This window comes from Novosphingobium sp. 1529, assembly GCF_040544855.1.
GTDB classification, from domain to species: Bacteria; Pseudomonadota; Alphaproteobacteria; order Sphingomonadales; family Sphingomonadaceae; genus Novosphingobium; species Novosphingobium capsulatum.
Map to the genome: position 1 here is coordinate 198,306 of NZ_JBEPKW010000006.1, position 12,445 is coordinate 210,750.

Annotated in this window: 12 protein-coding genes; 8 read left to right on the plus strand and 4 right to left on the minus strand. The window is 65.9% G+C overall.

The features are described from left to right. Positions 1 to 72 precede the first annotated feature (72 nt). From ald to ABIC78_RS13870, 3 genes are all read left to right on the plus strand, one after another. Positions 73 to 1,188 carry an alanine dehydrogenase gene (ald, locus tag ABIC78_RS13860; RefSeq protein ID WP_022676896.1) on the plus strand — a complete coding sequence of 372 codons (1,116 nt, stop codon included), beginning with the start codon at positions 73 to 75 and terminating at the stop codon, positions 1,186 to 1,188. A gap of 23 nt (positions 1,189 to 1,211) precedes the next feature. Continuing rightward, positions 1,212 to 2,090 carry an XdhC family protein gene (locus ABIC78_RS13865; RefSeq protein ID WP_354490290.1) on the plus strand — a complete coding sequence of 293 codons (879 nt, stop codon included), beginning with the start codon at positions 1,212 to 1,214 and terminating at the stop codon, positions 2,088 to 2,090. A gap of 99 nt (positions 2,091 to 2,189) precedes the next feature. Then, the gene (locus ABIC78_RS13870; protein WP_354490293.1) at positions 2,190 to 3,161 is read left to right on the plus strand and encodes a nucleoside hydrolase; all 972 of its coding nucleotides are present in this window, start codon (positions 2,190 to 2,192) and stop codon (positions 3,159 to 3,161) included. A gap of 75 nt (positions 3,162 to 3,236) precedes the next feature. Here ABIC78_RS13870 and ABIC78_RS13875 read toward each other — a convergent pair whose 3' ends face one another. Next, the gene (locus tag ABIC78_RS13875; protein ID WP_354490295.1) at positions 3,237 to 3,833 is read right to left on the minus strand and encodes an NTP transferase domain-containing protein; all 597 of its coding nucleotides are present in this window, start codon (positions 3,831 to 3,833) and stop codon (positions 3,237 to 3,239) included. Further along, positions 3,830 to 4,333 (minus strand): Lrp/AsnC family transcriptional regulator, encoded by a 504-nt coding sequence (locus ABIC78_RS13880; protein ID WP_022676900.1) that lies wholly within the window; start codon positions 4,331 to 4,333, stop codon positions 3,830 to 3,832. Before ABIC78_RS13880 ends, ABIC78_RS13875 begins: the two co-directional genes overlap by 4 nt. A 143-nt stretch (positions 4,334 to 4,476) precedes the next feature. On the opposite strand from ABIC78_RS13880, the gene ABIC78_RS13885 reads away from it, so the two are divergent. Genes ABIC78_RS13885 through ABIC78_RS13895 form a run of 3 tightly spaced genes read left to right on the plus strand, consistent with a single transcriptional unit; the run spans position 4,477 to position 8,115 of the window. Beyond that, positions 4,477 to 5,772, plus strand: coding sequence for a thiamine pyrophosphate-dependent enzyme (locus ABIC78_RS13885; RefSeq protein WP_231627797.1), 1,296 nt, complete (start codon positions 4,477 to 4,479; stop codon positions 5,770 to 5,772). Next, on the plus strand, positions 5,769 to 6,800 hold the full coding sequence (locus ABIC78_RS13890; RefSeq protein WP_233251071.1) for an alpha-ketoacid dehydrogenase subunit beta: 1,032 nt from the start codon (positions 5,769 to 5,771) through the stop codon (positions 6,798 to 6,800). Before ABIC78_RS13885 ends, ABIC78_RS13890 begins: the two co-directional genes overlap by 4 nt. Before the next feature lie 4 nt (positions 6,801 to 6,804). Beyond that, positions 6,805 to 8,115: a dihydrolipoamide acetyltransferase family protein gene (locus ABIC78_RS13895; RefSeq protein WP_168352544.1), complete on the plus strand. Its 1,311-nt coding sequence runs from the start codon at positions 6,805 to 6,807 to the stop codon at positions 8,113 to 8,115. A gap of 35 nt (positions 8,116 to 8,150) precedes the next feature. Here ABIC78_RS13895 and ABIC78_RS13900 read toward each other — a convergent pair whose 3' ends face one another. Together ABIC78_RS13900 and ABIC78_RS13905 are read right to left on the minus strand one after the other, a co-directional pair. Further along, a complete protein-coding gene (locus ABIC78_RS13900; RefSeq protein ID WP_354490298.1) occupies positions 8,151 to 9,071 on the minus strand; it encodes an SDR family NAD(P)-dependent oxidoreductase in 921 nt (306 codons plus the stop codon). After that, entirely contained in the window at positions 9,068 to 10,012 is a 945-nt protein-coding gene (locus tag ABIC78_RS13905; protein ID WP_054132670.1) for an SDR family NAD(P)-dependent oxidoreductase, read from the minus strand. The genes ABIC78_RS13900 and ABIC78_RS13905 overlap by 4 nt, the downstream gene beginning before the upstream one ends. A 189-nt stretch (positions 10,013 to 10,201) precedes the next feature. Here ABIC78_RS13905 and ABIC78_RS13910 point away from each other — a divergent pair, with 189 nt between their 5' ends. Both ABIC78_RS13910 and ABIC78_RS13915 read left to right on the plus strand, forming a co-directional pair. After that, positions 10,202 to 11,632: an MFS transporter gene (locus ABIC78_RS13910; protein WP_354490300.1), complete on the plus strand. Its 1,431-nt coding sequence runs from the start codon at positions 10,202 to 10,204 to the stop codon at positions 11,630 to 11,632. Between the two features lie 54 nt (positions 11,633 to 11,686). Next, complete coding sequence (locus tag ABIC78_RS13915; RefSeq protein WP_022676907.1) at positions 11,687 to 12,442, plus strand: nuclear transport factor 2 family protein; 756 nt, start codon at positions 11,687 to 11,689, stop codon at positions 12,440 to 12,442. Positions 12,443 to 12,445 lie beyond the last annotated feature (3 nt).

Sequence of the window (12,445 nt, forward strand, 5' to 3'; positions counted from 1 at the left end):
AGGGAAAAATCGTCCAGCGTTTTCCCATATCATCCCACTGGGATCGTAATCGATCGCATCGGGAGATCACGTATGTTTGTCGGCACCGTCAAGGAAATCAAGAACCACGAATATCGCGTCGGGCTGACCCCCGAAAGCGCGCATGAACTGGTGGCGCATGGGCACACCGTGCTGGTGGAAACCGGTGCCGGCGCCGGCATTGGCGCTGCCGACGAAGCCTATGTGGCGGCCGGCGCGCAGATCGTGGGCACCGCGGCCGAAGTCTTTGCCCGCGCCGACATGGTGGTCAAGGTCAAGGAACCGCAGGCGGTGGAACGCGCCATGCTGCGCGAAGGCCAGATCCTTTATACCTATCTGCACCTGGCGCCCGATCCCGAACAGACCGCAGACCTGGTGAAGTCGGGCGCGGTGTGCATCGCTTATGAAACCGTGACCGACGCAACCGGTGGCCTGCCGCTGCTCAAGCCGATGAGCCAGGTGGCCGGGCGCATGGCGATCCAGGCCGGCGCCACCGCCCTGGAAAAGGCCCATGGCGGGCGCGGCGTGCTGCTGGGCGGCGTGCCCGGCGTGCTGCCGGCCAAGGTGGCGGTGATCGGTGGCGGCGTGGTCGGCTTCAATGCCGCGCAGATGGCGGCAGGCCTGGGTGCCGATGTCACGATCATCGATCGCAGCCCCGAAGTGCTGGAACGCCTGGCCACCCATTTCGAAAGCCGTGCCAAGACGCTCTATGCCGGCAAGGCCAACATCGCCGCCGCCGTGGCCGAGGCTGATCTGGTGATCGGCGCGGTGCTGGTGCCCGGCGCCGCTGCGCCCAAGCTGGTCACGCGCGAGATGCTGTCCACGATGAAGCCCGGCGCCGTGCTGGTGGACGTGGCGATCGACCAAGGCGGCTGCTTCGAAACCAGCCATGCCACGACCCATGCCGAGCCGACCTATGTGGTCGATGGCGTGGTGCACTATTGCGTGGCCAACATGCCGGGCGGCGTGGCGCGCACCAGCACCTATGCGCTCAACAACGTGACCCTGCCCCATGCCCTGGCCATTGCCAACCTGGGCTGGAAGGCCGCGCTGGCGCGCAACGTGCACCTCGCCAATGGCCTGAACGTGGCGTTTGGCAAGGTGACCTATGAAGCGGTGGCCAACGACCTGGGCTATGCCTATACCCCGGCGGCCGACCTGATCGGCTGACGCCAAGCCCACCTGGAGATGCGATGATCCACACCGACCATGCCGCGCTGCGGGCCGCCCATGCTGGGGGCACCGGGCTGTGCACGGTGGTGGGGATCGATGGCAGCTTTTCGCGCCGGGTGGGCGCGCAGATGGCGACGCAAGGAGCCGAGCAAGGAGCCGGCGCGGATGCATCCGTGGCCGGCTCTTTGGCCGATGTCTGCCTGGAACGGCAACTGGTCGGAGACCTGGCGCAGATGGCGCCGGGCGTGGTGCCGGCGCTGCAACGCTATGGCCGGGGTTCGCCGATCATCGATTTTCGCCTGCCCTGTGGCGGCGGGCTCGACATCCTGCTCGATCCCGCGCCCGATCGCGCCGCGCTGGCGCAGGTAGTGCAGGCACTAGACGCGCGCCAGCCGGCCAGCCTGCCGCTGCCCGTGCCGGGCGATGCGCCGCCGCACCTGCTGCGTGCGCGGCCCTACATTCCCGCGCTCTCGCTGGTCTTGCTGGGCGAGGGCGCGGAGCTGACCGCGACGGCGGCGCTGGCCCGCACGATGGGCATCGCGACACAGGTCTTTGCCAAGGAAGACACTGGCGCGCTGCGCCTGGGCGGGGTGCCGCAGGGCGCGCAGGCCGATGCCTGGACCGCCATCCTGCTGCTGTTCCACGATCACGAATGGGAACGCACGATCCTGCGCTGGGCGCTCGACACGCCCGCGTTCTACATCGGCGCGCAGGGCGGGATGCGCGCGCGGATGGCGCGGCTGGATGACCTGGCGCGCGACGGGGTGAATGAAACCCAGCTGGCGCGGGTGACCAGCCCGATCGGCCTGATCCCTCGCACGCGCGAGCCCGGCGTGCTGGCGCTGTCGGCGCTGGCGGAAATCCTCGGCGCTTACGAGGCGCTGCATCCGCTGGCGTAACGCGCCAGGCGGTGGCCCTGTTGCACACCTGCCGATTGCCATATGACAGCCCCAACGATGGTGCCCGCCTTGGCGCACCACAGGGGATTGAGGGCAAAGATGCTGACAAGACGGGCGTTTGCAGTTTCGCTGGCAGGAACGGGTGCATCGGTTCTGGCGGGCCGTGCCGGCGCCGCCAATTTTCGGGCCATCCCGCAAAGACCATCGGCGCGGGTGATCGTCGACAATGATTTTGCCGGCGATCCCGATGGCCTTGTCGCGCTTGCGCATCAGTTGCTGACGCCCAAGACGCGGACGGTGCTGATCACCAGCTCGGCGCTGAACCCCAAGCTTACCGATCCAGCCATTGCCGGCAAGACCGCTGCCGCCGGCAAGGATATTGCCGAAGAACTGATGCGCCAGGCCGGCCTCGCTGCGCCGCCGCCGGTGTTTGCCGGGAGCGAGGATATGGGCAACAGCAAGGCGCCGGCGTCCAAGGCCGCGCTGGCGATCGTGGCAGAGGCAATGCGCGATGATCCCTTGCCGCTGTTCTTTACCTGTGGCGGGCCGTTGACCAACCTTGCCGCCGCGCTGCGCATCGAACCGCGGATTGCCCAGCGGATGACGGTGGTGTGGATCGGCGGTGGCAGCTATCCCAATGGCAACTGGGAATACAATCTGGCAACCGATGTTGCGGCGGCGCAAGAGGTTGTCGAGCGCTCCGCCGTTCCCTTGTGGCAGATTCCACAGGCGGCCTATCGGCAGATGCAGGCCTCGGTGGCCGAACTGGGCGACCAGCTCCGACCGATCTCGCCGTTCGGAGCGTGGCTCTATGATCGATTTACCACGCCGCCTGCCTTTATCAACGTGGGGGGCAGTTGGCCGCTGGGAGACAGCCCTACGGTGTTGCTGACGGCGATCTCGCCCGAGAGCAGCACTTTTGTTGATCGGACTGCGCGCCGGATCAATGCCGATGGCACATACGGGGCAGAAATCGCGGGACGAACCGTGCGCGTCTATGAGACGCTCGATGCACGGCTGACGTTTGCGGATTTCTATGCCTTGATGCGGCAGCATGCGCAGGGGCATTGACGCGCTGGGCTGCTGACGCCCCCTCCGACGGCCTGCGGCCGCCACCTCCCCCCGAGGGGGGAGGATCTGGCTGGGTTATCCTCCCCCCTCGGGGGAGGTGGCAGCCCGTAGGGCTGACGGAGGGGGAAGCAGCGCTTGTGCGCGTGCCAGGTCTTCGGGCGTATCGATGTCCAGTGCCTGCTCGGCCGTCAGCGCCAGCGCGGGCGCATCGCGCAACAAGGCGCCTGCGCCGCGATCTCCCGTCAGCGCCAGCAACGCGGGGAAGTGCTGCGCGCCGAGCAGGGCCGGCGGCAGCGGCTGGCGGTTACAACTGCTGGTCAGGCGATCGCCATCGAATGCGGCCAGCATCGCGGCAAAGTGCGCCGCCGGCACCAGTGGCATATCGGCGAGCGCGATCAGCACGGCGTCTGCCCCCGGCGCGGCGGCAATGCCCAGCGCAAGCGAGCGGGATTGCGGCGCCTGGGGCGGATCGAGTGCCACGCGGGTAAAGCCTGGCAGGGCTGGCACATCGGGCGCGGCGACGAGGATGCGTTGCGCCAGGGGCAGGGCGGCGGTGGCAGCGGCGACGTGTTCGATTACCGGTTTGCCGGCCAGCAGGGCCGCGAGCTTGCCCCCGCCGAAGCGGCTGGCGCGCCCGGCGGCGAGCAGGACCAGGGCGATGTTCCGGCTCATCGCGCGCGCCGGATGCGGCTTTCGCTGATCAGCGGGGCCGGGCGGTTGATGAATGTCTTGAGCGCAAAGCTGCTTTGCACATGGGCGACGCCCTCGATCTGCGTCAGCCGTTCGAGCAGTTCGCGGTAGTGATCAAGATCGCGCACCACGCAGCGCAGCAGGAAGTCTGACCCGCCCGACATCAGAAAGCCGCTCATGATTTCGGGCAGCTGCGCCACTTGCGCCTCGAACCGGTCGAGCGCCTCGCGCTGCTGGCGTTCCAGCGTGACCGAGACGAACACGCTCATCTTGCCGGCCAGCGCGCGTTCGTCGAGCCGGGCGAAATAGCCGGTGATCAGGCCGGCTGCCTCCAACTGGCGCACGCGGCGAATCGTGGGAGTGAGCGAGAGGCCGATTTCCTCGGCCAGGTCGCGCCAGCTCATCCGGCCATCGCGGGTGAGGCATTGCAGGATGCGGATATCCCAGGAGTCGAGTTCGGGCGGTGCGGTGGTTTCCGACATGCGAGCGTGAATGCACTACATTTTGCCAAGCCGGTAGTGCAAAGTGCACTCCTGTGCTTTTACCTGCCCCGCAATTGGCAACCCTTTCCAACCCTTTCGCGTTATGCTGCCAGGGAAACCGAAAGGCCTGGGAAAGGATAATCGTGGCAGAATTCGCCAACCAGCAGCCCCTGGCGCTGCATGTGCCCGAGCCCAAGGCGCGGCCCGGCGCCGAGCCGGACTGGAGCGGCCTCAACCTGCCGCCAGTGGGCGCGCAGCCCCGCCCGGACGAGGCCTGCGCCGCTGCCGATACCTGGCCCTTGTGCACCGACCTGATCCGCGTGCTCGATGAAAGCGGGCAGGCCTTGGGCCCGTGGAATCCGCGGCTCGATCCCGAAACCCTGCGCGCCATGCTGCGCAACATGGCGCTGACCCGCGCGTTCGACGAGCGCATGTTTCGCGGCCAGCGCCAGGGCAAGACCAGCTTCTACATGAAGTGCACCGGCGAAGAGGCGACCTCGGTGGCCCCGGCCATGGCTCTGGCGGCCGATGACATGGTGTTTCCCAGCTATCGCCAGCAGGGCATCCTGATCACGCGCGGCTATCCGCTGATCGAGATGATCAACCAGATCTACTCCAACAAGGCCGACAAGCTGAAAGGCCGCCAGCTGCCGATCATGTATTCGGCGCGCGACTATGGCTTTTTCACCATCTCGGGCAACCTGGCCACGCAGCTGCCGCAGGCGGTGGGCTGGGCCATGGCCAGCGCCATTTCGGCCGATACCCGCATTGCCGCTGCCTGGGTGGGCGAGGGATCGACCGCCGAGGGCGATTTCCATTCGGCGATGACCTTTGCCACCGTCTATAACGCGCCGGTGGTGCTCAACGTGGTCAACAACCAGTGGGCCATTTCCAGCTTTTCGGGCTTTGCCGGGGGTGAGCGCCAGACCTTCGCCGCGCGGGCGATCGGCTATGGCGTGGCCGGGCTGCGTGTCGATGGCAACGATCCGCTGGCGGTCTATGCCGCCACGCGCTGGGCGGCCAACCGCGCCCGCAGCAATGCCGGGCCGACGCTGATCGAGCATTTCACCTATCGCGCCGAGGGGCATTCGACCTCTGACGATCCCTCGCAATACCGCAGCGCGCAGGAGCGGAGCACCTGGCCGCTGGGCGACCCGATCGTCCGGCTGAAGAACCACCTTATCGCGCTCGGCGAATGGGACGAGGATCGCCAGGCAGCGATGGACCAGGAACTGGCCGAGGCGGTGAAGGCCGCCACGCGCGCGGCCGAGGCCAACGGCGTGCTGGGCCACGGCCTGCACCATCCGTTCCACACGATGTTCGAAGACGTGTTCGAGACGCTGCCCTGGCACCTGCAGGAGCAGAGCGAGCAGGCCATGCGCGAGCGGCGGATCAAGTGGCCCGACTGGCGGCCCGAAGATGGAGACGATATGCCATGACGGACCAGGGAACGAGCCGTCGCATGACGATGATCGAGGCGATCAACGACGCCCTCGACGTGATGATGGAGCGCGACCCCGCCGTGGTGATCATGGGCGAGGACGTGGGCTATTTCGGCGGGGTGTTCCGCGCCACTGCCGGCCTGCAGAAGAAGTATGGCAAGACCCGCGTGTTCGATACCCCGATCAGCGAATGCGGGATCATCGGCGTGGCGGTAGGTATGGGCGCCTATGGCCTGCGCCCGGTGCCCGAAATCCAGTTTGCCGACTATATCTATCCGGGCCTGGATCAGCTGGTGTCGGAAGCGGCGCGGCTGCGCTATCGCTCGGCCGGGGAATTTATCGCGCCGCTGACGGTGCGATCGCCCTTTGGCGGCGGCATCTTTGGCGGGCAGACCCACAGCCAGAGCCCGGAAGCACTGTTCACCCATGTTGCCGGCCTCAAGACGGTGATCCCGTCCAACCCGCACGATGCCAAGGGGCTGCTGATTGCCGCGATCGAAGACAACGATCCGGTGATCTTCTTCGAGCCCAAGCGCATCTACAACGGGCCGTTCACCGGCGCCTATGACAAGCCGGTGGAGCCGTGGAGCAAGCATCCCGACAGCGTGGTGCCCGAGGGCCATTACACCGTGCCGCTGGGCAAGGCGCGCGTGGTGCGCGAAGGCGAGGCGGTGACGGTGCTGGCCTATGGCACGATGGTTCACGTCGCGCATGCGGTGTGCATCGACAAGGGCGTGGATGCCGAAGTGATCGACCTGCGCACACTGGTGCCGCTGGATATCGCCACGATCCGCGAATCGGTGCGCAAGACCGGGCGCTGCATGATCGTGCATGAGGCGACCCGCACCGGCGGGTTTGGCGCAGAGCTTTCCGCCCTGGTCCAGGAGCATTGCTTCTACGAGCTGGAAGTGCCGATCGAGCGCGTGACCGGTTTCGACACGCCCTATCCGCACAGCCTGGAATGGGCCTATTTCCCGGGGGCCGTACGCATCGGCGAAGCCCTCGACCGTATCTGCAAGGATTGATCCCATGGCGCTTTACACCTTCCGCCTGCCCGACATCGGCGAAGGCATTGCCGAGGCCGAGATCGTTGCCTGGCACGTGCAACCCGGCGACACGGTAGGCGAGGACAGCCCGTTGGCCGACATGATGACCGACAAGGCCACCGTGGAAATGGAAAGCCCGGTGGCGGGCCGCGTGGTTTCGATCGCCGGCGAAGTGGGTGATCGCATTCCGATCGGCTCGATGCTGGTGGAGATCGAGGTTGCCGGCGAGGTTAGGGAAGGGGCTTGGACAGGCTCAGCCCGAACGGAACCTGAGCACGACGAACCCGCACCCGTTCGCCCTGAGCCTGTCGAAGTGCCGGGGCCTGGCTCTGCGGTTGCGCAGGGGGCTTCGACAAGCTCAGCCCGAACGGAGGTTGTGCACGAAAAGTCCGCACCCGTTTGCGCAGAACCTGCTGCCGGACACCAGAGCGCCCGCGTGCTCGCCAGCCCGGCGGTGCGCCAGCGCGCCAGGGAACTGGGCATCGACCTGGCCCAGGTGCGCCCGTCGCAGGATGGGCGCCTGCGCCATGGCGATCTCGACCAGTTCCTGGCTTACAACCGCAGCTATGCCCCTGGCGCGGCGGCGCGGGCGGATGAGCAGGTCAAGGTGATTGGCCTGCGCCGCCGCATTGCTGAGAACATGGCCGCGTCCAAGCGTGCGATCCCGCACTTTTCCTATGTGGAAGAATGCGATGTCACCGCGCTGGAGGAACTGCGTGCGCAGCTCAATGCCGGCGGCCTCGATCGTCCGCGCCTGACCATGCTGCCGCTGCTGATCGTGGCGATCTGCCGCACGCTGCCGCAGTTCCCCATGCTCAACGCGCGCTATGACGATGAAGCCGGCGTGGTGACGCGCCACGGCGCGGTGCACCTGGGCATGGCGACGCAGACCCCGGCGGGCCTGATGGTGCCGGTGATCCGCAATGCCCAGACGATGAACCCCTGGGCCCTGGCGCGGGAAATCGCGCGGCTGGCTGATGCCGCGCGCAACGGCACGGCCAAGCCGGACGAGCTTTCCGGCTCCACCTTTACCATCACGTCGCTTGGGCCGCTGGGCGGCGTGGCGACGACGCCGGTGATCAACCGGCCGGAAGTGGCGATCATTGGCCCCAACCGCATTGTCGAGCGGCCGATGTTCGTGCCCGATGGCCTCGGCGGCGAACGCATCGCCAAGCGCAAGCTGATGAACATCTCGATCAGTTGCGACCACCGCGTGGTCGATGGCTGGGATGCGGCCAGCTTTGTCCAGGCGGTGAAGAAGCTGATCGAAACGCCGGCGCTTATTTTGGCGTGATGCTTGGGGGAGCGCTCGAAGCGCTCCCCAGCTTTTCAAAAATCCGACGCGCGCGAGGCGGCGCGGGCCTTGGCGAATGAGTCGCGGCGGAACGCCTCGAACGCCACGCGCTGGTCGTGCCCGGCATCCTTGGGATAATCGCGGTATTCGGCGATGATCTCGTCAAAGATTTCGCGCATCTCTTGCCTATGATCGGGGTGCGAGAAAATGTGCAGGCGGTTTTCGCGCATGGCGTCGAGCGTGCGCTGCGCGATCACGTCGGGCTCCATGCCGAATTCGTGGACGCCCGCCAGGCGCTCCACGGCTTCCTGGTTCACCGGCTTGGCGCCACCCTTCAGGCTGTCGGGGCGGATCGCGTCGCTGGCATAGATGTAGCTTTTGACCAGGCCCGGGCACAGCACCGAAACGCCGATGCCATATTGCAGCAGCGAATAGTGCAGCGATTCCGACAGGCCGCGCACGGCGAACTTGGTGGTGTTGTAGATCCCCGGCGTGCCGGCGGCGAGGAAGGCGGCCATCGAGGCGGTGTTGGTAATGTGCCCGCCCTTTTGCGTGCCGGCCTTCACCCGTTCCACCATGCGCGGCACGAAGGTCATCACCCCGTTGATCACGCCGTGGAGGTTGACGCCGAGCAGCCAGTCCCAATCGTCGAAGCTTGATTCCTCGATCGGCTGGAAAAGGTTGACCCCGGCGTTGTTGAACAACAGCGAGACCGGGCCGAATTCGGCTTCCACGCGGTCGGCCGCCTCGCGAAACGCTTCGCGGCTCGACACGTCGAGCTGCACGCCCATGACTTCGCGGTTGTCGAGGCTGGCCAGGGCCTGGTCGATCGAATCCTGGCGAATGTCGGCAATCGCCACTTTGCAGCCTTCGTTGAGCAACTGGCGGACGAGCCCGATGCCGACGCCGTTGGCGCCACCGGTGACGAAGGCCGTGCGGCCGGCAAAATCCTTCATGCGGTTACTCCCATCCGGGTGGCCTTGAGTGCGTTCTGCCGCTCGATCTCGGCGGTGATCGCCGGGTTGCGGAACAGCATGGCGAACGTCTGCTTGTATTCGGGGTTTTCCGGCAGGTGGGTCTGCACCGCGGCGGTGGTCGCCTCGCCGCGTTCCTTCACGCCCACCAGGAATTCGGAGTGGGTGAGGATATAGAGTTCATCGTTGAGGATGCCTTCGAGCACGCGCTGCCCGACCTGCTCCTTGGTCTGGTAGAGGTGCGAGAAATTGCCGCCGGCCTGGCGGCGCTTGTCGGCTTCGGCATAGCCGGTTTCCGCCAGCTCTGCCGGGCGGGTCTTGCCGGCTTCGGCAATGTTGGATTGCACCGCGCCGGGGCAGAACGCGGAACAGATCACCCCGCGCGATTCCAGTTCGGGGCGCATGCATTCCATCATCGAAGTGACGGCCGCCTTGCCCGAGGAATAGATCGTGGTCGCCGCCGCCGGCACGAGGGCCGACATCGAGGCGGTGTTGACGATATGGCCGCCTTCGCCATGGGACAGGATGCGCGGCAGCACGGTGACGATGCCGTTGATGGTGCCGCCCAGGTTCACGCCCATGACCCAGTCCCAATCGGCGAACGTGGCGAGGTCGGTTGGGCCGACCACGGCGACGCCGGCATTGTTGACCAGGATGTGGATCTTGCCAAAGCGCGCCTCGATCGCATCGGCCACCGCGGCATAGTTGGCGCGGTCGGTCACATCGAGCTTGAGGGCGAGGATGCGGTCGGTCGCCCCACCGGCCACGTCGGCCAGTTCGGCGCTACCCTGCGCCAGGTGATCGTCGCGAATATCGGCAATCGCCACGTTCATGCCCGCACCCAGCAGCGCCTTGGCGATTCCCAGGCCGATTCCGCTGGCCCCTCCGGTGACGAGTGCTGTTTTGCCCGGCAGATTCTGCATGGTTCCTCTCCGTTTTTGCAAGATAACGTTTGTTATGGTGGTGCGCGTTGATCGCAGCCCGTCATTTGTTTTTGTGCCTACCCTATTCACTACCTGAGAATTGTATGCAAGACTAACAATGATCCGGATGAAAATGGCCCGATTCCAAGAAAGGCCGGCCGGGAGAGGAGAGACGCGATGGCAGGTGCAATGGCACCCACGATCCCCGATGACGGGGTAGCCGCCCTTCAGGCAGAGGCAGCGTTCGACAGCGAATCGGCCGTGCCGACAACGCAGCCCTGGCCAGCGGCGGGCGCGGCGTGGTTCGCGCTGTTCGCCATCGTGCTGGCGACGTTCCTCAACTTCTTCGACCAGACCGTGTTTGGCATGCTGGCCCAGCGCATCAAGCAGGATTTCGCGTTGAGCGACGAGGCACTCGGGTTCCTGGGTGGGCCGGCCAGCGTTATCTTCTTCGTGGTGGTGGGCATCCCGCTGGCGCGGTTGGCCGATATCTATCCGCGCCGCCTGGTGCTGGCCGGTGGCATGCTGGCGACGGCCACGATCATGGCGCTGGGCGGCACGGCGCAAAGCTTTGGCCAGTTCGTGGGCAGCCGCATGTTCCTGGGGGCCGGCGGCTCTGCCCATGCGCCAGCGTCCTATTCGCTGCTCGCCGATTTCTTCCCGCCCAAGAAGATCACCCGCGCCTTTGCCGTGCTACAACTGGGTTTCATCGGCGGCACCACGGTGGGCGTGGCGCTGGGCGGCAAGTTGATCATGTGGCTGGCGGGCCGGCCCGATCCGGTACTGCTGGGCCTGCGCATCCATTCCTGGCAGCTGATCCTGCTGGGCGAGGCGGTGGCGGGCGTACTGGCGGCCCTGCTGCTGCTGGCGATCCGTGAACCGGCACGACGCGGCCATCAACCGGCCGCGCGCCAGGGCGGCGTGGCGGCTGAAACCAGCCTGGGCCGGCGCGTTGTGGCGTTCACCGGATTGGACGCGGTGCGTGCCATCCATGCGCGTGGCCGCGTCTATTATCCGCTGTTCCTGGGCCTGGCGCTGGCCGCGATCGAAACCTTTGGCCTGGCGTTCTGGCGGGTGCCGTTCATGATCCGCACTTATGGTTGGAACGAGGGGCGCATCGGCATGGTCATGGCGCCGATGCTGCTGGTCAGTTCGCTGCTGGGTATTTTCCTGGGCGGCGTTTTCGTGGAATGGATGGCCAAGCGGCACAAGGACGCCAACGTGCGCTGTGCCGCGATCCTGTTTGCGCTGGTCACGATCTGCGCGATTACCGCGCCGCTGATGCCGACCGGCGAGACCAGCCTGGCGGTCATGGCGCTGGGCGGGATGTTCGGCCTGGCCGGCGCCGTGCCGCAGAACGCGGCGATCCAGCGCATCGCACCCAACGAGATGCGCGGTCAGGTCACCGCGATCTATCTGTTCATGTTCACTTTCTTTGGGGCGATGGGCAGCTTTGTGGTGGGCGTGGTGGCGCAGCGCATCGTGGGCGTGGAAGCGCAGTTGTGGAAAGCGCTGGTGATCACCGCCGGCGCGCTGCTGCCGATCGCCACGGTGTCGATGATCCTGGCGATCCGGCCCTATCGGGAAGAAGTGGCGCGTCTGGAAGCGCAAGGGCGTTGACAGCCGCTTGCTGATCCGCAATTTGTTAGTGACACATACAAAATGGAGAGAGCGATGACGGGCGAAGCGGCAGGCGATCGTATTGCGCTGCTTGAACAAAAGCTGGCCCAGGTGGAAGCCCGCCTGACCGTGCGCGAGGACGAGCTGGACGTGCGCAAGCTCCAGCATCTCTATGGTTATCTGATCGACAAGTGCCTCTATAACGAAACGGTCGACCTGTTCACCGACGATGGCGAAGTGCGCTTTTTCGGCGGTGTGTGGAAAGGCAAGGAAGGCATTCGCCGCCTCTATGTCGAGCGGTTCCAGAAGCGCTTCACCTATGGCAACAACGGCCCGATCGATGGCTTCCTGCTCGATCACCCGCAGTTGCAGGATATCATCGATATCCAGCCCGATGGCGTCACCGCGCTGGCGCGCGCGCGCTCGATGATGCAGGCCGGGCGGCACAAGGATTTCGAGGGCGACGCCCCGCACCTCAAGGCCCGGCAGTGGTGGGAAGGCGGCATTTACGAAAACACCTACAAGAAGGTGGACGGCAAATGGCGCATGCATATCCTGAACTACATGCCGATCTGGCATGGTGATTTCGAAAAGGGCTGGGCGCATACGCCGCCCGAATACGTGCCGTTCCCCAAGGTGACCTATCCCACCGATCCCAGCGGGCCGGATGAACTGCTCGAAGGCCACTGGCTGTGGCCCACGCACAAGATCACCCCGTTCCACATGAACCACCCGATCACCGGCAAGCCGATCGAGGCGCAGCGCCTGCAGCGCGACCTCGATCACGATGCCGCGATCGCTGCGAAGTAAGCC

Bases quoted from the DNA above. Each gene is read 5' to 3' on its own strand.
- ald (WP_022676896.1), top strand. From the start codon at position 73: ATGTTTGTCGGCACCGTCAAGGAAATCAAGAACCACGAATATCGCGTC.
- ABIC78_RS13865 (WP_354490290.1), top strand. From the start codon at position 1,212: ATGATCCACACCGACCATGCCGCGCTGCGGGCCGCCCATGCTGGGGGC.
- ABIC78_RS13870 (WP_354490293.1), top strand. From the start codon at position 2,190: ATGCTGACAAGACGGGCGTTTGCAGTTTCGCTGGCAGGAACGGGTGCA.
- ABIC78_RS13875 (WP_354490295.1), bottom strand. From the start codon at position 3,833: ATGAGCCGGAACATCGCCCTGGTCCTGCTCGCCGCCGGGCGCGCCAGC.
- ABIC78_RS13880 (WP_022676900.1), bottom strand. From the start codon at position 4,333: ATGTCGGAAACCACCGCACCGCCCGAACTCGACTCCTGGGATATCCGC.
- ABIC78_RS13890 (WP_233251071.1), top strand. From the start codon at position 5,769: ATGACGGACCAGGGAACGAGCCGTCGCATGACGATGATCGAGGCGATC.
- ABIC78_RS13895 (WP_168352544.1), top strand. From the start codon at position 6,805: ATGGCGCTTTACACCTTCCGCCTGCCCGACATCGGCGAAGGCATTGCC.
- ABIC78_RS13900 (WP_354490298.1), bottom strand. From the start codon at position 9,071: ATGAAGGATTTTGCCGGCCGCACGGCCTTCGTCACCGGTGGCGCCAAC.
- ABIC78_RS13905 (WP_054132670.1), bottom strand. From the start codon at position 10,012: ATGCAGAATCTGCCGGGCAAAACAGCACTCGTCACCGGAGGGGCCAGC.
- ABIC78_RS13910 (WP_354490300.1), top strand. From the start codon at position 10,202: ATGGCACCCACGATCCCCGATGACGGGGTAGCCGCCCTTCAGGCAGAG.
- ABIC78_RS13915 (WP_022676907.1), top strand. From the start codon at position 11,687: ATGACGGGCGAAGCGGCAGGCGATCGTATTGCGCTGCTTGAACAAAAG.